General features: G+C 72.2%; 18 protein-coding genes. 7 read left to right on the top strand and 11 right to left on the bottom strand.

Features of this window, described 5'->3' with window-relative positions:
* Positions 1-60: 60 nt before the first annotated feature.
* The 3 genes from O7601_RS08850 to O7601_RS08840 form a co-directional block, all read right to left on the bottom strand.
* Positions 61-2,439: a sodium-translocating pyrophosphatase gene (locus tag O7601_RS08850; RefSeq protein WP_281565700.1), complete on the bottom strand. Its 2,379-nt coding sequence runs from the start codon at positions 2,437-2,439 to the stop codon at positions 61-63.
* 305 nt (positions 2,440-2,744) lie between these two features.
* Entirely contained in the window at positions 2,745-3,179 is a 435-nt protein-coding gene (locus O7601_RS08845; protein ID WP_093404069.1) for an ATP-binding protein, read from the bottom strand.
* Positions 3,179-3,520 (bottom strand): STAS domain-containing protein, encoded by a 342-nt coding sequence (locus tag O7601_RS08840; protein WP_099847876.1) that lies wholly within the window; start codon positions 3,518-3,520, stop codon positions 3,179-3,181. The genes O7601_RS08845 and O7601_RS08840 overlap by 1 nt, the downstream gene beginning before the upstream one ends.
* 218 nt (positions 3,521-3,738) lie before the next feature.
* Between O7601_RS08840 and O7601_RS08835 the strand changes: the two genes are divergently transcribed.
* From O7601_RS08835 to O7601_RS08825, 3 genes are all read left to right on the top strand, one after another.
* Positions 3,739-6,147 carry a DEAD/DEAH box helicase gene (locus O7601_RS08835; RefSeq protein WP_281566852.1) on the top strand — a complete coding sequence of 803 codons (2,409 nt, stop codon included), beginning with the start codon at positions 3,739-3,741 and terminating at the stop codon, positions 6,145-6,147.
* A 106-nt stretch (positions 6,148-6,253) separates the two neighbouring features.
* Entirely contained in the window at positions 6,254-6,460 is a 207-nt protein-coding gene (locus tag O7601_RS08830) for a hypothetical protein (RefSeq protein ID WP_093404067.1), read from the top strand.
* 72 nt (positions 6,461-6,532) lie between these two features.
* Entirely contained in the window at positions 6,533-7,111 is a 579-nt protein-coding gene (locus tag O7601_RS08825; protein ID WP_281565699.1) for a hypothetical protein, read from the top strand.
* A 111-nt stretch (positions 7,112-7,222) separates the two neighbouring features.
* On the opposite strand, the gene O7601_RS08820 is transcribed toward O7601_RS08825, so the two are convergent.
* The 7 genes from O7601_RS08820 to ssd form a co-directional block, all read right to left on the bottom strand.
* Positions 7,223-7,591, bottom strand: coding sequence for an Rv3654c family TadE-like protein (locus O7601_RS08820; RefSeq protein WP_281566851.1), 369 nt, complete (start codon positions 7,589-7,591; stop codon positions 7,223-7,225).
* Positions 7,592-7,773: 182 nt separating this feature from the next.
* Complete coding sequence (locus O7601_RS08815) at positions 7,774-8,142, bottom strand: TadE family type IV pilus minor pilin (RefSeq protein ID WP_281565698.1); 369 nt, start codon at positions 8,140-8,142, stop codon at positions 7,774-7,776.
* Entirely contained in the window at positions 8,139-8,267 is a 129-nt protein-coding gene (locus O7601_RS08810; RefSeq protein ID WP_205808979.1) for a DUF4244 domain-containing protein, read from the bottom strand. The genes O7601_RS08815 and O7601_RS08810 overlap by 4 nt, the downstream gene beginning before the upstream one ends.
* 62 nt (positions 8,268-8,329) lie before the next feature.
* Positions 8,330-8,914, bottom strand: coding sequence for a type II secretion system F family protein (locus tag O7601_RS08805; protein WP_281566850.1), 585 nt, complete (start codon positions 8,912-8,914; stop codon positions 8,330-8,332).
* 272 nt (positions 8,915-9,186) lie between these two features.
* Entirely contained in the window at positions 9,187-10,098 is a 912-nt protein-coding gene (locus O7601_RS29465; protein ID WP_348650239.1) for a hypothetical protein, read from the bottom strand.
* A 419-nt stretch (positions 10,099-10,517) separates the two neighbouring features.
* Positions 10,518-11,717 carry a TadA family conjugal transfer-associated ATPase gene (locus tag O7601_RS08795; protein WP_281565697.1) on the bottom strand — a complete coding sequence of 400 codons (1,200 nt, stop codon included), beginning with the start codon at positions 11,715-11,717 and terminating at the stop codon, positions 10,518-10,520.
* Positions 11,714-12,817, bottom strand: coding sequence for a septum site-determining protein Ssd (gene ssd, locus O7601_RS08790; protein WP_281565696.1), 1,104 nt, complete (start codon positions 12,815-12,817; stop codon positions 11,714-11,716). The genes O7601_RS08795 and ssd overlap by 4 nt, the downstream gene beginning before the upstream one ends.
* 265 nt (positions 12,818-13,082) lie before the next feature.
* Here ssd and O7601_RS08785 point away from each other — a divergent pair, with 265 nt between their 5' ends.
* The 3 genes from O7601_RS08785 (at position 13,083) to O7601_RS08775 (ending at position 15,737) form a co-directional block, all read left to right on the top strand.
* Positions 13,083-13,958, top strand: a complete 876-nt coding sequence (locus O7601_RS08785) for a hypothetical protein (protein ID WP_281565695.1) — start codon at positions 13,083-13,085, stop codon at positions 13,956-13,958.
* Positions 13,955-14,473, top strand: a complete 519-nt coding sequence (locus O7601_RS08780) for a hypothetical protein (protein ID WP_281565694.1) — start codon at positions 13,955-13,957, stop codon at positions 14,471-14,473. The genes O7601_RS08785 and O7601_RS08780 overlap by 4 nt, the downstream gene beginning before the upstream one ends.
* A gap of 457 nt (positions 14,474-14,930) precedes the next feature.
* Complete coding sequence (locus O7601_RS08775; protein ID WP_281565693.1) at positions 14,931-15,737, top strand: HAD-IB family hydrolase; 807 nt, start codon at positions 14,931-14,933, stop codon at positions 15,735-15,737.
* Positions 15,738-15,843: 106 nt separating this feature from the next.
* Here O7601_RS08775 and O7601_RS08770 read toward each other — a convergent pair whose 3' ends face one another.
* Complete coding sequence (locus tag O7601_RS08770; RefSeq protein ID WP_281565692.1) at positions 15,844-16,587, bottom strand: oxidoreductase; 744 nt, start codon at positions 16,585-16,587, stop codon at positions 15,844-15,846.
* Between the two features lie 572 nt (positions 16,588-17,159).
* Here O7601_RS08770 and acs point away from each other — a divergent pair.
* On the top strand, positions 17,160-19,154 hold the full coding sequence (acs, locus tag O7601_RS08765; protein ID WP_281565691.1) for an acetate--CoA ligase: 1,995 nt from the start codon (positions 17,160-17,162) through the stop codon (positions 19,152-19,154).
* Positions 19,155-19,390 lie beyond the last annotated feature (236 nt).

The raw sequence follows: 19,390 nt of genomic DNA, 5'->3' as shown, positions 1-19,390 counted from the left end.
GAGGCGACCGGTCCCCGGCCGGCAGACAGCTGCCGACCGGGGACCGGTGTGCGCCACGCGTCAGGCCTTGATCTCCTCCGGACGCGGGTCCGCGCTGCCGGAACCGCTGTCGGCGTCGTCGCCCATCGCGATGCTCTTGCGCTTGCTGAACACCACCGCCGCGACGACGATGAGCGTCGCCACCACCGCGATGGTGACCCGCAGACCGACGTTGCGGTCGTCGCCCACGCTCCACGCCACCACGGCCGGCGCGATCAGCAGCGCCACCAGGTTCATCACCTTGATCAGCGGGTTGATCGCGGGGCCGGCGGTGTCCTTGAACGGGTCGCCGACGGTGTCACCGATGACGGTCGCGGAGTGCGCCTCGGAACCCTTGCCGCCGTACGCGCCGTCCTCGACCATCTTCTTGGCGTTGTCCCAGGCACCACCGGAGTTGGCCAGGAAGACCGCCATCAGGGTGCCGGCACCGATCGCACCGGCCAGGTACGACGCCAGCGCGCCAGGCCCGAGGCCGAAGCCGACCGCGATCGGCGCCAGGATCGCCAGCAGGCCGGGGGTGAGCAGCTCACGCTGCGCGTCCCGGGTGCAGATGTCGACGACCTTGCCGTACTCCGGACGCTGGGTGCGGTCCATGATTCCGGGCAGCTCGCGGAACTGCCGACGGACCTCCATCACCACGGCACCCGCCGAGCGGGAGACCGCGTTGATGGCCAGACCGGAGAAGAGGAACACCACCGCCGCGCCGATGATCAGGCCGACCAGGTTCTGCGGGTTCGACACGTTCAGCGAGTTCAGGATCTCGGCGCCCACGTCGGTCACCCCGGCGTCGGCGTACGCGGTTCGCAGCGTGTCGGTGTAGGAGCCGAACAGCGCGGTCGCGGCCAGCACCGCGGTGGCGATCGCGATGCCCTTGGTGATCGCCTTGGTGGTGTTGCCGACGGCGTCCAGCTCGGTGAGCGTACGGGCGCCGTGCTCGTCGATGTCACCGGACATCTCGGCCACACCCTGGGCGTTGTCCGAGATCGGGCCGAACGTGTCCATCGCGACGATCACGCCGACGGTGGTGAGCAGACCGGTACCGGCCAGCGCCACGGCGAACAACGACAGGGTGATGGAGCCGCCACCCAGCAGGAAGGCGCCGAAGACACCGGCACCGATGAGCAGCGCCGAGTAGACCGCCGACTCCAGGCCGACGCTGATGCCGGCCAGGATGACGGTGGCCGGACCGGTCTGCGAGCTCTTGCCGATGTCCTGTACCGGTCGTCGGTCGGTCTCGGTGAAATAGCCGGTCAGCGCCTGGATGGCGGCGGCCAGCACGATACCGATGATCACCGCGCCGATGACCACGCCACGGGGGCCGAAGAGCGGGTCGCCACCGTTCACACCGAGGGTGGTCCGCCAGTCGTCACCGAGCTGCGCCGTCCAGGACGGCTGGAGGTAGGCGAACGAGGCCACCGCGACCAGCACCGCCGAGATCAGCGCGGAGAGGTAGAAGGCCCGGTTGATCGCGGTCAGGCCGTTGCGGTCGGAGGCGCGCAGCCGGGTGATGAAGACGCCGATGATGGCGACCAGCACCCCGATGGTGGAGATGATCAGCGGCAGCACCAGGCCGTCGGTGCCGAACGCGGCCCGACCCAGGATGAGCGCGGCGACCAGGGTGACCGCGTACGACTCGAAGAGGTCGGCGGCCATGCCGGCGCAGTCGCCGACGTTGTCGCCCACGTTGTCGGCGATGGTGGCGGCGTTACGCGGGTCGTCCTCGGGGATGCCCTGCTCGACCTTGCCGACCAGGTCGGCGCCGACGTCGGCGGCCTTGGTGAAGATGCCGCCACCGACCCGCATGAACATGGCCAGCAGGGCGGCGCCGAAGCCGAAGCCCTCCAGCACCGTCGGCGCGTCACCCCGGAAGATCAGGACGACCAGCGCGGCACCGAAGAGGCCGAGACCGACGGTGAGGAAGCCGACCACGCCACCGGTCCGGAAGGCGATCTTCATGGCCGATTCCCGGCCACCTTCGCGCTCCCGGGCGGCGGCGGCCACCCGCAGGTTGGCCCGGGTCGCCAGCCACATGCCCGCGCCACCGATGAAGGCGCTGAACAGGGCACCGACCACGAAGAAGAGCGAGCGACCGATCTTCACCGCAGTCTCGCTGCCGTCGGTGTCGTGCACCGGCAGCAGGAACAGCAGCACCACGGCGATCACCACGAAGATCGCCAGGGTCCGGAACTGCCGGAGCAGGTAGGCCGAGGCGCCCTCCTGCACGGCCCCGGAGATCTCCTGCATGTTGGTGGTGCCCTTGCCGGCGGCCAGCACCGTTTTCGTCAAGGCGGCGGCGAAGGCGAGCGCGACCAGCGCGATCACCGCGGCGATGACGACGTACGTGACATTGGCTCCGGTGAGGGAGATCCCGCCGCCCTCGGCGGCCAAGGTGTCGGACATCTGTGTCCTCCTGTGCCGAACAACGCGCCGGCCGGTGGAGACGCACCGCCCGGCGCCTGGATGCGAATTCGCAAGCGCGCGCCGATCCACCCGACGAACCAGCGCTCCACGCCCATCTGCGCTGGGTGCCGGGTGGATCACTTGCTGACAACCCGCGTACTCTAGCCGCCCCCAGTGTTCGAGGTCACACCGAGGTGGCGGCGGGTCTGGATGATCTCCGTCGCTGTGTTATGAACCGAAATCTGATATGGGAGGCGGTCCATGGTGATCCGGCAGCGGGCGGCCGGGGCGGCCGGACCGTCGGTTCAGTGGTTGACCGGCCAGACCATCCGCACCTCGGTGCCGACGCCCTCGTCCACCGGACGGACCTGAAGATCCTCGACGAATCCGGCGAGCAGAGCGAAGCCGACCCCGGTGGTCAGGTCGTCCTCGTTCAGCGACTCGTTGGCCAGCTGGTCGGCGTCGAGCGCGGCCAGACCGATGCTCGCCTCGATCGGCGCCCGATCCACCACCCGCACCGAGTACGCCCCCGAGTCGGACATCTCCACCAGCACCGGCTCGGCGACACCGTACTGGCGGTGCAGGGCGACCGCCCGGGTGCACGCCTCGCCGATGGCCAGGCGGACCTCGTCGAGCAGATCCTCGCGGACGCCCGCGCGCCGGGCCACCGCGACGCCGACCAGGCGGGCGGTACGCACGTGCACCGGCGCGGGCGAGAAGGAGAGCCGGACCGTGGCCATCACTGGCCGGCGCCGGTCGCTGCTTCGACCGTCGGGTACAGCGGAAACACCTGGTCCAGCGCGGTGATCCGGAAGATCTTGAGCAGCGGCTCCTTGTCACAGACCAGGGCGAAGGTGCCGTCCGCGGTACGCAGCCGCTTGAGCGCGCCGACCAGCACGCCCAGACCGGTGGAGTCGAGGAAGTCCACCCGGCCCAGGTCGACGACCACGTGCCGGGCTCCGGCGTCGATAAGTTCCAGAAGCCGCTCGCGCAGCCGGGGGGCGGTGTAGACGTCCACCTCACCGCCGACCTCGAGCACCGTGTGCTCACCCACGGTCCGGGTCGCCAGTGACAGCTCCATCCGTCCTCCTCAGGCAGCCGTAAACTCTTTTGGCATCTAACCACTACCCCAGGGGCGGGCCGACGACTCACCGGGGCAGGTGGATCCGTACCCGGCACGCCGATTTCCCATTTCCGAACACCAGTGCGAGAGTGCAGGACGTGACCTCGGCAGCCACCGTATCCGCCGGCAGCGGCCCCGAGCGACCGCCCGGCGCGGTCCCGGCGGGTCCGGTTCCGGTGGCCGGCCCGCCGGAGGACGTCCCCACCGGCGCGCCGGTCGCGTCGCCGGGAGAACTGCTGCGCCGGCTACGCCAACGGCACCCCGCCGATCCGGTCACCCACGTCGAGCGGGTGCCACCCCGGACCGGGTCGCCGGCAGCGTGGCCGTCCTGGGCACCGGAGGAACTGCGCGCGGCGTACGCCCGGCGCGCAGTGGTGACACCGTGGCGGCACCAGGCCGAGGCGGCCGGTCTGGCGTACGACCGCCAGCACGTCGTGGTGGCCACCGGCACCGCGTCCGGCAAGTCCCTGGCGTACCAGTTGCCGGCGCTGGCCACGCTGCTCGCCGACCCGCGCGCCACCGTGCTCTACCTGGCACCCACCAAGGCGCTCGCCGCCGACCAGTTGCGCGCCGTCGCCGCGTTGGAGATCGAGGGCGTACGCCCGGCCTGCTACGACGGAGACACCCCGCGCGCCGAGCGGGAGTGGATCCGGCGGCACTCCCGGTTCGTGCTGACCAATCCCGACATGCTGCACCACGGCATCCTGCCCGGGCATGCCCAGTGGTCCGGTTTCCTGCGTCGGCTGGCATACGTGGTGGTCGACGAGTGCCACGTATACCGGGGCGTGTTCGGCTCGCACGTCGCCCACGTGCTGCGCCGGCTGCGGCGGCAGTGTGCCCGGTACGCTCGCGCCGCCGGCCCGACGTTCGTACTGGCCTCGGCGACGTCGGGCGATCCGGCCGCGGCGGCCGGCCGGTTGACCGGCCTCCCGGTAACGGCCGTCACCGAGGACGCCTCACCGCGCGCCGGGGTCACCTTCGCCCTCTGGGAGCCGCCGCTGCTCCCGCCGGACCCGTCCGCCGCCGGGCCCATGCCGGCACCACGCCGGGAGCGGGCCGGGAAGCCAGCCGCGTCCGGGGAGCCTGACCCGGGGTCCGATCTGACCCAGGTTCGCCGGTCGGCGCTGCGGGAGACCGCCGACCTGCTCGCCGACACCGTCGCCGCCGGGGTACGCACGCTGGCCTTCGTCCGCTCCCGCCGGGGTGCCGAGGTGGTGGCGACCAGCGCCCGACGCAGCCTCGACGAGGCGGTGCCGGGGCTCGGCGACCGGGTGGCCGCATACCGGGCCGGCTACCTGCGCGAGGAGCGTCGCGAGCTGGAGCGGGCGCTGCTGCACGGCGAGTTGCTGGGACTGGCCTCGACAAATGCTCTGGAGCTGGGGGTCGACCTGATCGGGCTGGACGCCGTCGTGATCTGCGGCTATCCGGGCACCCGGGCGTCGCTGTGGCAGCAGGCGGGCCGGGCCGGGCGCTCCGGCCAGGAGGCCCTCGCGGTGCTGGTGGCCCGGGACGACCCACTGGACACCTATCTGGTGCACCATCCGGAGGCGGTCTTCGGCGCGCCGGTGGAGGCGACCGTGCTCGATCCGGCCAACCCGTACGTGCTCGGTCCGCAACTGGCCTGCGCGGCGGCGGAGGCCCCGTTGACCGCGGCCGACCTGGAGCTTTTCGGTGACGGCGCCAAGGAGGCCGTGGCAGCGCTGGTCGAGGCGGGTGCGCTGCGCCAACGGCCCACCGGCTGGTACTGGCGACACCGGGAACGTCCCGAGGTGGATCTGCGCGGCGAGGGCGGTGCTCCGGTCTGCGTGGTGGAGGCGGCGACCGGCCGGCTGCTCGGCACGGTCGACGGCGGCTCGGCGCACTTCCTGCTGCACGCCGGCGCGGTCTACCTGCATCAGGGCGTGTCGTACGTGGTCGACTCGCTCGACCTCGACGACGGATGCGCGCTGGTGCGGCCCGAGGAGCCGGACTGGTCCACCCACGCCCGCGACGTCACCTCACTGTCGGTGGTCTCGGTGCGTTCCTACGTCGACGCCGGACCGGTCGGGCTCTTCCTCGGTGAGGTGGACGTCACCAGTCAGGTGGTCTCCTATCAGCGACGACGGATCGCCACCGGCGAGGTGATCGACACCCGTCCGCTGGACCTGCCGGCTCGCGAGCTGCGTACCGTCGCGGTCTGGTTCACCCTCTCCCCCGAGTCGCTGATCGCCGCCGGGGTGGATCCGGCCGACGTGCCGGGGGCGTTGCACGCGGCCGAGCATGCCGCGATCGGGCTGCTGCCGCTGGTCGCCACCTGCGACCGGTGGGACATCGGCGGGCTCTCCACGGCGGTGCACCCGGACACCGAGGCCCCGACCGTCTTCGTCTACGACGGCCATCCGGGGGGTGCGGGCTTCGCCGAGCGGGCGTACGGCATGGCGGCGTCCTGGCTGCGGGCCACCCGGGCCGCGATCGCCGAGTGCGGCTGCGAGGCCGGCTGTCCGTCCTGCGTGCAGTCACCCAAGTGCGGCAACGGCAACAATCCGCTGTCCAAGCCGGACGCGATCCGGGTACTCGACGTGGTGCTCGCCAACCTGCCGGAATGACATCGCCGGGTATGAAAACCGGGGCCACCGGGCAATGATGGTGGGAGCGCTTCCATAGAGCGCCGTGCTTGCCGTTCACCGTCCTTGCCAGCATGGAGGAGAGGCCGTGGCCGACACCATCGCCGAGACCGTCGACCTGCTCTACACCATCGATCAGGAGAAGCTCGACATCAACCAGCAGATCGCGCTGGGGACCGCGCTCGCCACCCTGGCCCAGGCCGAACGGCTGGATCAGATCAACGAACGTCTGCGCACCATCCATCTGCTGCTGACCACCATGACGCACCGGTCGGGCGTAGACGGCGTCCGCTGACCCCGGCAGACCCTGGGCGCAGCCGTTGTCCGACTGTGCGACACTCCGGCGCACCACAATCGAGGAGTTCTCATGCAGCTCGACAGCTTGCAGGCACAGCAGCAGTTCCACATCCGTCAACGGGTGCGGTTCATGGTCAACCAGTACGAGGTGCACAGCGTCGCGCCGGACGGTTCCGAGGGCGGGCTGCTGGCGTTCGCCCAGCAGAAGCGGCTCGCCTTCAAGGAACAGGTGACGATCTACACCGACGAGTCCAAGCAGCAGCCGCTGCTCGGCTTCAAGGCGCGCCAGCGCCTTGACCTCGGTGCCACGTACGACGTCACCGACGACGCGGGCAACCCGATCGGCCTGTTCCGGAAGGACTTCGCGCAGTCGCTGCTCCGCTCGACCTGGCACGTCGAGCAGGCCGGTCTGCCCAACGTCACCGGCCAGGAGCGCAGCATGCCGGTGGCACTACTGCGCCGTTTCGTCGACTCGCTGTCCTGGTTGCCGTACCACTTCGACTTCGTCGCGGACGGCCAGCCCGTCTTCTCCGTGGTCAAGAAGTGGGGTCTGCGCGACCGGTACGTCGTCGAGATCCAGAACCCGCAGATCGACCGCCGCCTGGTGATCGCCATGGCCGTCGCCCTCGACGCCCTCCAGGGCCGCTGACGCCGGTCCCGACCCGCGATCCACCTGGCCCCGGGCCCGGCCCGCTCGACATGGTGGTCGAGCGGGCCGGTCCACCACCACCGACCAACCGCCCTGCTGGCCGGTACGCGGTCAGCCGCGCAGCGGGCCGGCCCGGCTGGTGGCCCTGGCGGCCCGGGTCATTCCCGGCAACGGGCTCACGATCACCTCAGTGGTGACCAGCACGTCCAGCCCATCGATCTGGCACCGCACCAGTCGGGCAGCGTTCGCGGCGACCAACTCCGCTGCCCGCGCGCACGCCACCGGCTCGTCCTGAAGGACCCGAGCCGCACCGGCCAGAGCGCCGAGATCGGCGGCCACCCGGGCCTGCTGCCGCGCCACCCGAGCCGCTCCCACACCCGCGCCGAGCAGACCCGCCACGACGAACAACAACCCCACGCCGAGCAGGCAGATCGTGGCTCCGCCCCGCTCACCACCCCCGGTCGCCGGCCGGCCCGCCAGCCCGAGCGGTTGGGCAGACGGTTGGGCCGGCCGCCCCCTCCGTGGCCCGAACCGGCCGCACCATCGGCCGACAAGACTCAGCCCTTCCACCACAAGAGACCGCCACCGGGAAGGACGACGCGGCCGACGGGCGTGCAGGCCGCGCCCGGGGGCGGTGGTGGCAGGGCTAACTGCGGGGGCGCTCACGGTTGCGGCTCCGGCGCACCCGGCTCGACCGCCGCGACGGCCGTCGCCACGACGCTGATCGCGGGCAGATCGGTACCGAGGGCGCGGACGGAGGCGCGGACCGTCGCCCGGACGTGCTCACCGTCCGAGGCGACGAGCACCTCCGCCCCGGTCGGTGCGTGCCGGCTGCCGGCGGCGGTGCCCGGCTCCCCCCGGGAGGCGGCGAGCGCCGCCTCCCGGGCCGCGTCCAGGCACGCCGCCTTGGTGCTCACCGCGTTGATCGTGGTCAGCCCGGTGAGCAGGAGCAGCACCAGCGCCGGCAGGCCGGCCGCCATCTCGGCCGTGAACGATCCCCGGTCGTGGCCGGCCGGCCGGCGCCCGGTCACTTCAGTGCCCGGTCGATGACGGCGGTCAACGCGGACTGCACACCATCGGAGGTCAGCACCTTGAGCAGGACGCCGCCGAAGGCCACCGCGGCGAGGGTTCCGACCGCGTACTCCGCCGTGTTCATCCCGGCGTCCCCGCGAAGGCGGGCGAGGATTCTGCGCACGTGTTCGTCCTTTCTCGATGAATTCACAGCACGTCGCCAAGGACAGCGACGATCACCGGCACCAGACCGGCGAGAATGAAGGCGGGCAGGAAGCAGAGCCCCAGCGGCAACACGATCAGCACGCCCGAACGGCGAGCGGCCGTTTCGAGCGCGACGGCCCGGTCTGCTCTCAGGTCGTCGGCGAGCCGGCTGAGCGCTCCGGCCAGGGCTGCGCCGCTGCTCGCCGAGCGGATCGCGGCGGTCGCCACCCGGTGCGCTCCCGGAACCGCCGCCAGATGTCCCCACGCCTCCTGGGGCCCACCGCCGAGTTGCAGGATCCGACCGACCCGGGCAAGTTGCCGGCCCAGCGGCCCGCCGAGCGCGTCAGCCACTGCGAGCACCGAACGCTCCACGGGTGCCCCGGCCCGCAGCGCCGCCGCCAGCAGGTCAGCGGCGAGTGGCAGGTCGGCTGCGGCACGCAGTCGGTGACGGCGTACGGCCGGCGGCTCGATCCGCCGGAGCAGCCGGTCGAGCAACACCGCCGTGGGCAGCGCCGCCACCGGGCCGGCCCAGCCTTCGACCAGCACCGCCACCGCCAGCCCGGACAGCCCGGCGGTCAGCCGGACCAGGTCCGGCCGCCACTGACTCGACCATCGTGACTCGACTGCCGAAGCCGGTGCCGAGGTCTCGCCGGCTGAACCGTCCCGCTGGACGGCCGGCGGCACCCCACGCCACCTGGACCGTCGGAGCATCGAAATCCAGAACCGCTGACCTGTCCGGCTGGCCGTCACGTTCCTGGACAACCGGCGCAACCGACGCCGGGGCCGGTATCGGCCGACCGCGAGCGCGGCGGCCAGAGCTGCACCGGCCAGGCCACAGGCGACAAGTGGCGTCCCGGACATCAGCTGCCCCCGGACGAGGTGGCCGAGAGACGCTCCGCCCAGAGCAGCCCGATCACCTGAAGGCCCACGGCAGCGATCGCGCAAGCGCCGCCGACCGGGGTGTGCAGCAGCACCTGAAGTGGGTCCACCCCGATCCCGTAGCCGAGGCCGATCCCGCCCAGCGGCAGAGCAGCCAGCAACCAGGCGGTGGCCCGGGCACCGGACGCCTGGGCCGCGGCCGCAGCCAACCCTCGGTCCGTCGATCGGGCATCGGCCTCGATCCGCTCCACCAGATCGGCCAACGGCGCTCCCGTACGTTCAGCCAGACGCACCGCAGCCCCGGCCAGTCGCCCGAGGCGGTCTCCCGCCGAACCGGGCGCGCTGTCGTCGGACAGACGCCGCTCGGGCCCGACGGGCTGGCCGGCGTCGGCCTCGTCTGGCCGGACCATTTGCGCCGCAGCTGAAGCGGCGCTGGGAGGCGCACTGGTCAGCACCTGCGTGGCCACCGGCACCGGCAGCCCGACCCGCAGGTCCCCGGCCAGGGCAGCCAGCTGATCCAGCCGCTCCCGGCGCTCCCGGTCGGCCCGGCCCACAGTTGCCCGACGGCGCAGCGCCCGCACCCCCAGGGTGCCGTAGCCGGCCAGCGCCGTCGCCGCCACCGGACCGGCGAGCAGCCCGCCGACCGCCGCGCCGACCAGGCAGGTCAGCACCAGGATGCGTCGTGGCTTTGCGAGCAGCGCCGCCCGTCGGCTCAACCCCGTCGAGCGCTGATCGGTCGGCTCGCGGCGGTCAGCGTGCTCGCGGCGGTCGGCCTGATCACGGTGATCCGCTTGCTCGCGGTGGTTGGCCGGTGCCGGGTGTTCGGTGCCGGCTGCGGCGATCTGATTCTCGTCAAGCACCGCCGTGCCGAGCGCCCGCGCCGTCGACTCCACGACGGCGGGTGCTGGTCCCCGTACGACCACCCCGGGCCCGCCACCGGGCCGATTCGGCCGCCGGCTTCCGCGCGGCCCCGGCGGACGAGGCGCGGTCGGTGCTGTCGGCGGTCCTGACCTGGGCCAGGCGATCGGTGAAGCAGCCGGCCTGCACGGGTGGGCCACCATCGAGTAAGGCGGTGTCTCCTTCGCCGGCCACCCGACACCGGTCGGTTGCGGGCCGCTCCGACGCGGGACCTGCGGCCCCTCGCCGTCACTCCGACCGCCCTCCTGTCGCAGGGCGACGACCCACGCGACCAGCGCATCGTCGGCTGCCTTCCCGCCGTCTCCGGACCAACTCAGCACCCGTCGCCCACGCAGCCGGTGTGCGAGTGCCAGCAGGACCGGCAACACCGACACCGCCCACCACCACGCGCCGCTCACGACGAGACCGCCGACGCGGGCCACGGCTCACACAGGATCGGCGGCACCGGCACATCGCGGTTGCGGATCAGCGTGCCCAGCGCCCGGGCGGCCACACCGAGCCCTCGACTGCGGATCCACGCCGGGACGGCGGTGACCAACCGGTCGGGCCCCTCCGGCAGCAGCAGACAGATGGACTCCAGCACGCGGCCCTGCGGCGTACGGCGAATCTGGAGCACCACCTGAAGCGCCGCCGCCACCTGGGCGTGCAGCGCCGGACGTGGCAGCCCACCGAGCAGACCGAGCGCCTCCAGCCGGGCCGGCACGTCCGACGGGGTGTTGGCGTGCAACGTCCCCGCCCCGCCCTCGTGCCCGGTGTTCAGCGCGGCCAGCAGGTCGACCACCTCCGCGCCCCGACACTCGCCGACCACCAGGCGATCCGGCCGCATCCGCAGCGCCTGCCGGACCAGCTCGCTCAGGCCGACGGCACCCGATCCCTCCACATTGGCCGTACGCGTTTGCAGACCCACCACGTGCGGGTGCACCGGCCGCAACTCGGCGGCGTCCTCGACCAGCACGATCCGCTCGGTGGTCGGCACCAGGCCGAGCAGCGTGTTCAGCAGGGTCGTTTTGCCGGAGCCGGTGCCGCCGATCACCAGATAGGCGAGCCGGGCCGCCACCACGGCGGCCAACACCGGCGCCACCGGCCGAACCACCGCACCCTGTGCCACCAGCTCGTCCAGCGTGAACGGCCGTTGCCGGAAGGTACGCAGCGACAGATAGGGCCCGTCGGTCGCCACCGGCGGTAGCACGGCGTGCAGCCGCGTACCGTCGTCCAGTCGTGCGTCGGCGCACGGCGAACCGTCATCCAGCCGACGACCGGCCCCGGCCGCGAGCCGTTGCGCGAGCCGGCGGACGTCGTCCGGAGTGCCCACCGGCACCGGCACCTGGTGCAGCCCCTGCCCCCGGTCGACCCACACCCGCGCCCCGTTGACCAGGACGTCCGTCACCTCGGGATCGGCCAGCAGCGCGGCCAGCGGACCCGCGCCCACCAGGTCGTCGCGCACCCGGTCGGCCATCCGCAGCAGGGCGTTGTCACCGAGTACGGCGGCGTCGGGTTCGGCGCGTACCGCAGAAACGATCGCGGCCGGGGTGACCGGCGTGGTGGTGGCGGCGATCCGCTGCCGTACCCGGGCCGCAAGGTTCTCGCCGGTCATGCCGCACCCGCCACGGGCTGGCCGGTGAGTTCGTTGACGATGCGCTGGCAGAGCTCGGCCAGCGGGCCGCGCCCACCGGCCGCCGGGGCCTCGCCCCGTTCCAGCGCCCGACACAACCCGGGCTCGGGTCGTAGCGAACCGGCCAAGGGCAGACCGAGCGCTTTGGCGACCTCGGTGGCGCGCAGGCGGCCGGGAGCGGGACCCCGGACGATGACGGACAGGTCGGAACAGTGCGGGGTGACCGCCGCTACCACCCGGGCCGCCGCGGCGGTCGCCCGCAGCTCGGCGGGCACCACCACGAACACCCGGTCGGCCGCCTGAAGTGCGGTCACCGCGGCGTCGTCGAGGTGTCGGGGCAGGTCGGCCACCACGAAGTCACGCCCCCGCCGGGCGGCGTCCAGGGTGGCGGCCACCGCCTCGGCCGGCACGGCGAGCAAATCGCCACGGTCCCAGGAGAGCACCACCAGATCGCCCCGACTGGGCAACGCCCGCACCAGGGCGGGCGCGTCGACCCGCCCATCGGCCCCGGTCAGGGCCGGCCAGCGCAGCCCTTCCAGCTGTTCCCAGCCGAGAACCAGATCCAGGCCACCGCCGAGCGGATCGGCGTCGAGCAGGAGCGTACGCAGCCGTGCCCGGGCGGCGGTGACGGCGAGGCCCCCGGCGAGAATGCTCGCGCCGGCCCCGCCCCGGCCACCGACCAGCGCGACCATCCGGGCCGAGGCGGTGGCCGCGCCCTCGACCCCGCAATCGGCGAACCGGTCCACCAGCCACGGCTCGGCCGCCGGCAACACGGCGACGTGTTCGGCACCGAGCAGGTCGGCCACCTGCCAACCGGACTCGACGTCACCGGACCGTCCCACCAGGACCAACCCGGAACGCCGGGGAAGTCGCGCCCGCAGGCAGGGTTGCGCCTGGTCGCTGCCGACAAGGACCAGCGGGGATGGCCGCCAGCGGGTGCGGGCGGCCGCCGGATCGGCGGCCACCTCCACCTCGACTCCGCCTGCGGCGGCGAGCCGGAGCAGGTCATCGAGCAGGTCACCGTCCGAGGTGACGACCAGCGGCAGACGCCGGTCCGGTGGGACGGAGGTACGGGATGGCATCGCGGCCTCCAAGCGGTCGGCGCGGGTTCACTGGGTCGAACCCTGCCGCCGCTGCCGCCTCGACCGCCGCCCCTGTCGGCTGGCCTGTGGACAACGAACCGTTGTGTGGACAACGCCCACAAGGGGCGTTGATCTGTTACGGGAACGGGACGCACATCGCACCTATCTCGACCCTCGCCAGCCATGGCGCAACGTGACGCGCAACACGCATAATCGACGTTCCGTGCCGTCGGCAGAGAACGGCATTCCTCGTCGGATCGAGGTCATGACGCAGTCGCCAGATCACGAACATGCCCGTGTCGAGCCGAGGCTGCGGGTCGGCCCCTGGCTGTTCGACCCACGTTCCCGCGCCCGGCAGCTCGCGGCACGCCCGGTACCGCGGGCACTTCCGCCAGCGCCGGAGCCGCCGGGCGGGCCGGGCGATCCACCCCCGCCCATCCGGGCCGCCGCCGTCTCCGTCGAACCCACCCATCGAGCTCCCGGTCGAATGTCGCACCGGCTGGTGCTGGCCGGCCTCGCGGCCGCCACGCTCGGGCTCATGCTCACCGTGCTGTGGCCGGCGACCGAGCCACCGACGGTCGCGGCCCCCGATGTGCCGTCGGACTGGGTAGCGCCGCCTCCGGACAGCCCCGGGTCCAACCCGGACGGCTCCGCGTCCGCCGACGCGCCTTCGCCGTCCGCCGCGTCGTCCGTCGGCGGGGTCTCGTCCTCCCGGCCGCAACTAAGCCGCAGGGCGACGCCGGCCCCGTCGCCGACCCAGGCCGACTCATCGACAGTGCCCGCCACACCGAGCACCCGCCCGACACCCTCGCCGAGCCAGCCGGCGAAACCGCCAGCGAGCACCCGGCCACCCCGGCCGGAGCACCTGACCCCGCTACCGGCATGGCGGGAGCGTGGGCTGCGCTCGGTCAGCGGCGGCAGCGAGACCAGCATCGAGTTCGTCAACCTGCGTTCGCGATCGGTGATCGTGTACTGGTTGGACCACCACGGGCAGCGGAGGCAGTACGCCGTGCTGCACCCGAGCGAGTCGCACCAGCAGCACACCTACGTCGGCCACCCCTGGGTGGTGACCGACCGCCGAGGCCGCGCCCTGGTCTGCTTCGAACCGACACGCGAACCCGCCCGCGCCGCGATCAGGTGACCGTCTTTCCGGCCGTACAACTGACCGGCTGTTTCCCCGAGGCTCACGGGTTCGTGCTGCTCGACCCCGCGCGCCTGGACCGGCACCTCGGTGCGGACGGCACGGGTCGCGACCTGCTGGAGCTGTTCGCTACCACCGAGGCCGGTGGCACTGTCGCCCGGCAGGGGATAGCGCTACCGCTGACAGGTTTGGCTACGGGGTACTACACCGTGCTGGTGCGTCACGCGGCGGATCATCCACCATGGCCCGCCGCTACCCTCTCCTCAACGGGTTGGGTCCTGGGGACGGAGACCGGCTCGTTGCTGCTCTGCGGCATCGGCTACCTCCGTCACTGGCGGCCCGACCACCCGAAACACCGCCGCGTGACAGTGCCAGCCGGTTGGTACGAAACCGAAGTCCGAGCACATCCGCAAGCTGCGGGAACCGACGACGCTACGTACGAGTTCGTGCTGACCCCCACCCCGGCTCGACCCGCCTTCCGCGCCGACCCAGCCCGACAGCTCGCGATCCTCTGACGCACGATCGGCCGGCCGGACCGACGCCCCGGAGCGAAGCGACCTGGTAGCAAGCAGCATCGACGGACGCAACGGCCGTGCCTTGGACATCGGACCTCGGCAGCCCAGGTGCCGACGCACTCAGGGCGCAAAGGGACGACCCCCGTCGGGGGGAGACGGGGGTCGTCTGAGGTTCGGCTCCGGGGGGGTCGAGCCGAACCCGCTCAGCGGTCACGGGGGGTGCAACCGCCGAGGGTCTGCCGGTGTACGAGATATGAATGCTCGTGCTCTACACAAGTCTGCCTGAGCGGACCTGTGTACGTCGAGTGGTGTAGCCTCCACTCCCCGCGAAATCCTGTTCGCAGCGTGTGACCGCAATCACTGTTCGCAGGCGGGCGGGGGTCGGCCCGCAGGTCCGAGTGCTCTTCAGCCCCCGGGCACCCGCCGACCATAGTGCATCGGGCTAGACTTTCGCGCCGTGGGCCGAAGTGCCGCTTTCTTCGATCTGGACAAGACCGTCATCGCCAAGTCGAGCGCCTTGGCGTTCGGCAGGCCGTTCTACCGGGACGGCCTGATCACTCGGCGTGATGTGGTCAAGTCGGCGTACGCGCAGCTGATGTTCCGGCTGGGCGGCACCGACGAGCAGACCATGGCCCGGACCCGCGACTATCTCGCCACGCTCTGCAAGGGGTGGCCGGTGGAGCAGGTCCGCCAGATCGTCGCGGAGACGCTGCACGAGCTGATCAACCCTTATGTGTACGCGGAGGCCGCCGCGCTGATCGAGGAGCATCAGGCCGCCGGTCGGGACGTGGTGCTGGTGTCCGCCTCGGGCGAGGAGATGGTGCGTCCCATCGGCGCGTTGCTCGGGGTGACCGACGTGATCGCCACCCGGATGGGCGTGGTCGACGGTCGGTACAGCGGTGAGGTCGAGTTCTACGCCGCCGGTCCCAGCAAGGTCGAGGCGGTAAGCGAACTCGCCACCGCCCGCGACTACGACCTGGCCGACTCGTACGCCTACTCCGACTCGTACAGCGATCGCCCGTTGCTGGAGTGCGTGGGTCATCCGTCGGTGGTCAACCCGGACCGGCAGCTACGCCGCCTGGCGGTGGAGAACGGCTGGCCGGTGCTTGAATTCCGGCACCCGGTGCCGCTGGGCCGGCGACTGCGCGAGCGGCCCGCCGTCCCGGTCGCCGCGGCGGCGCTCGGCGTGGGCGTCGGAGTGGCCATCGGCATCGCCTGGTACGGCCGGCACCGCCGCACCCGTGCCGCCACCTCGCCGGCCTGACCCGGCCGAACACCGTAGCCATACCCGGGCCGGCCGCGCCCCGTCTGACCTTGCCGCAGGGCGCAGCCGCACGAGCAGGCGCAGGCGCACGAGCAGCCGTATGCGGTCAGGCGGCGAGGATCTCGTCGCCGATCGCGGTGAGCTGGTCGGCGCCCACCTCGACGGCGGACATGTAGTGGCGGAGCCAGGATCGTAGGCCGTCGGGGGTGCCGGTGGCGAAGGCACCGGCCGCGCCCACGTACTCCGGCTCGCGTTTCCGGTGCCCGACATCGACGGCGAGCAGGCCGCGTGGGTCGAATCCGGTGGAGAGCAGCACGAGACGGGCCGCGCCCCGGGCCACCACGCCCGACGGGCCGGCGAACGGCCGCAGGTTGATCAGCTCGCCGTGCACGACGGCGGCCAGCACCAGCGGGGTGACCCGGGTGCCGCCGGCCACCAGCGTGGCGAGGGCGTCGAGCCGGGCGGCGACCACCGGGTCGTCGACCGGGCGGCCCAACTCGGCCTCGGTGACCAGCTCGCGGGCGGCGAGCACGTGCAGCTTCGCCAGCGCCTGCCGGGGGGCCTTCGGCCAGAGTTCACTGAGCCCGGGCAGGGCTCCGGCCACCCGCAGCGCACCCTGGAGCACCGGTTCGGTGACCGTGCCGGCGCGTACCGCCTCCCGCTCGTGGTGGTGGCCCTCCAGCCCGGCGCTGGCCACCGCGGAGCGCAGGCTGACCTCGGCGGCTACCTGGCCGCCGTGGCGGCGCAGCGCCCGGTGGCCCAGTGCCCGGTCGAACCGGTCACGGGCACGCTCCACGGCGGCGGCGATGTCGGCGAGGTCGAGCAGCGGCGCGAGCGGATCGGCGGTCACCCCGACACGTTAGCGACGATGCCTGTTGCCCCGGGCGCGAGTCACCGGCAACGCGATCCCCGCCACCCGCCCGGCCCGGCGGGCAGGACCACCCACCCGGCCCGGCAGGAACCACCCCGCCCAGCCAGAGACGACCCCGGCAAGGACCCCGGCGACCCCCCGACAGGGCTGCGAAAGGGCTGCGAAAGGGCTGCGACGGGAGGCCCGCGGTCGCGCCGTGCGGCATGTCGGGCTTTCACGCCGACGGGAAGGCCCGACATGCCGCAACCCGACGGGCCCAGCTGCCGACCCGGTGAGCGGCCCAGCCGGACGGGCACGTCACGCTGCCCGGCCGATGAGACGCACCGGGTAGTGGCAGGTCCGCGCTGCACCTCGGCGCGTGGGAGGGGCCGTTGAGCGACGGGCGCGTCGGGGATCGGTCGCCTCGCTCGGCCGCCGCGACTAACCTGCCCGGGAGAGACCCAGGTCACCCGAGCAACGAGGAGTCACCGCATGAGCGAGCGGCAGCGAGCGAATCATAAATGCAGCGCGCTGGTGCCTCAGGGCGGCACGAAGCGAAGCGGAGTGCCGGCATGAGCGAGGCATTGGCCAATCTGCTGAACGAGACGCGCCAGTTCCCGCCGCCGGCCGAACTCGCCGCTGACGCCAACGTCACCGCGGACGCGTACGCCGAGGCGGAGGCCGACCGGCTCGCCTTCTGGGAGCGTCAGGCCGCCCGGCTGGCCTGGACCAAGCAGTGGGACCAGGTGCTGGACTGGTCCCGGCCGCCGTTCGCGAAGTGGTTCGTCGGCGGGCAGCTGAACGTGGCCTACAACTGTCTCGACCGGCACGTGGAGGCCGGCCGGGGCGACCGGGTGGCGATCCACTGGGAGGGCGAGCCCGGTGACAGCCGCACCATCACCTACGCCGACCTGCACCGGATGACCTGCCAGGCGGCGAACGCGCTCACCGACCTCGGGGTGACGGCCGGTGACCGGGTGGCGATCTACCTGCCGATGATCCCGGAGGCCGCGGTCGCGATGCTGGCCTGTGCCCGGATCGGCGCCACGCACAGCGTGGTCTTCGGCGGCTTCTCCGCCGACGCGCTGACCAACCGGATCCAGGACGCCTCGGCGAAGGTGGTGATCACCGCCGACGGCGGGTACCGGCGCGGCAAGCCGTCCGCGCTCAAGCCGACCGTCGACGAGGCGGTGGCGAACTGCCCGTCGGTCGAGCACGTCCTGGTGGTCCGGCGTACCGGCGAGGAGGTCGGCTGGTCCGAGCGGGACCACTGGTGGCACGAGACGGTGGAGCAGGCGTCGGCCGAGCACACCGCGGAGTCGTTCGACTCCGAACACCCGCTGTTCATCCTCTACACCAGCGGCACCACCGCCCGCCCGAAGGGCATCCTGCACACCACCGGCGGTTACCTGACCCAGGCGGCGTACACCTCGTACGCGGTCTTCGACCTGAAGCCGGACTCCGACGTCTACTGGTGCACGGCGGACATCGGCTGGGTGACCGGCCACTCCTACATCGTCTACGGCCCGCTCTCCAACGGCGTGACCCAGGTGATGTACGAGGGCACCCCGGACACTCCGCACAAGGGCCGTTTCTGGGAGATCGTCGACCGGTACCGGGTGACCATCCTCTACACCGCGCCGACGTTGATCCGCACGATGATGAAGTGGGGTGAGGAGATCCCGGCCGAGCACGACCTCTCCTCGTTGCGGCTACTCGGTAGCGTCGGCGAGCCGATCAACCCCGAGGCCTGGATGTGGTACAGGCAGCACGTCGGGCGGGGTGAGCTGCCCATCGTGGACACCTGGTGGCAGACCGAGACCGGCAGCATGATGATCTCGCCGCTGCCGGGCGTGACGGCAGCCAAGCCGGGTTCGGCGATGACCGCCCTGCCGGGCGTCGTCGCGGACGTGGTGGACGACCAGGGCCAGTCGGTGCCCAACGGCGGCGGCGGTTACCTCGTGCTGCGCGAGCCGTGGCCGTCGATGCTGCGCACCATCTGGGGCGACGACAACCGGTTCATCGAGACGTACTGGTCTCGGTTCGGCGCGGGTGCCAGTGGCGACGCCAACGACCCGTGGATCTACTTCGCCGGGGACGGCGCGAAGAAGGACGACGACGGGCACGTCTGGCTGCTCGGCCGGGTCGACGACGTGATGCTGGTGTCGGGGCACAACATCTCCACCACCGAGGTGGAGTCGGCGCTGGTGTCGCACCCGTCGGTGGCGGAGGCAGCGGTGGTCGGCGCGACCGATCCGACCACCGGGCAGGCGATCGTCGCATTCGCCATTCCTCGGGGCAGCACCGAGATTTCCGGCGAGGCCGGTGAGCAGCTCATCGCCGAGCTGCGCAACCACGTGGCGAAGACGCTCGGCCCGATCGCCAAGCCCCGCCAGATCATGCTGGTGCCGGAGCTGCCGAAGACCCGGTCCGGCAAGATCATGCGGAGGTTGCTGCGGGACGTGGCGGAGAACCGTTCGCTGGGCGACGTGACCACGTTGCAGGATTCGTCCGTGATGGACCTGATCGCCTCCGGCATGAGCGGCGGCAAGTCCGACGAGGACTGACGACAGGCGTACGACCCGAAGGGTGGCGGTCCGGGATCGGGCCGCCACCCTTCGTCATGTTTGCGCACGTCAACCCGTACTCGAATGTGACAGTGAAAACGCCTGCCAACAAAAAGGTGCAACAAATTCGGCCGTAACTCTTCTCACCAGCCCCAGTAGTGCCTAGGTTCACCACTGGCCCCATTCACGGGGGCCACTTTCACCGGTCCGCAACCCCCGACGGGCCGGTTCCCTCA

Origin of the sequence: Verrucosispora sp. WMMD573, assembly GCF_027497175.1 — a bacterium.
Classification (GTDB): Bacteria; Actinomycetota; Actinomycetes; order Mycobacteriales; family Micromonosporaceae; genus Micromonospora.
This window is presented reverse-complemented; position numbering and strand designations above follow the sequence as displayed.

Coding starts and splice junctions, on each gene's coding strand:
- O7601_RS08850 (WP_281565700.1), bottom strand. CDS start 2,439: ATGTCCGACACCTTGGCCGCCGAGGGCGGCGGGATCTCCCTCACCGGA.
- O7601_RS08845 (WP_093404069.1), bottom strand. CDS start 3,179: ATGGCCACGGTCCGGCTCTCCTTCTCGCCCGCGCCGGTGCACGTGCGT.
- O7601_RS08840 (WP_099847876.1), bottom strand. CDS start 3,520: ATGGAGCTGTCACTGGCGACCCGGACCGTGGGTGAGCACACGGTGCTC.
- O7601_RS08825 (WP_281565699.1), top strand. CDS start 6,533: ATGCAGCTCGACAGCTTGCAGGCACAGCAGCAGTTCCACATCCGTCAA.
- O7601_RS08810 (WP_205808979.1), bottom strand. CDS start 8,267: ATGAACACGGCGGAGTACGCGGTCGGAACCCTCGCCGCGGTGGCCTTC.
- O7601_RS08795 (WP_281565697.1), bottom strand. CDS start 11,717: ATGACCGGCGAGAACCTTGCGGCCCGGGTACGGCAGCGGATCGCCGCC.
- ssd (WP_281565696.1), bottom strand. CDS start 12,817: ATGCCATCCCGTACCTCCGTCCCACCGGACCGGCGTCTGCCGCTGGTC.
- O7601_RS08785 (WP_281565695.1), top strand. CDS start 13,083: ATGACGCAGTCGCCAGATCACGAACATGCCCGTGTCGAGCCGAGGCTG.
- acs (WP_281565691.1), top strand. CDS start 17,160: ATGAGCGAGGCATTGGCCAATCTGCTGAACGAGACGCGCCAGTTCCCG.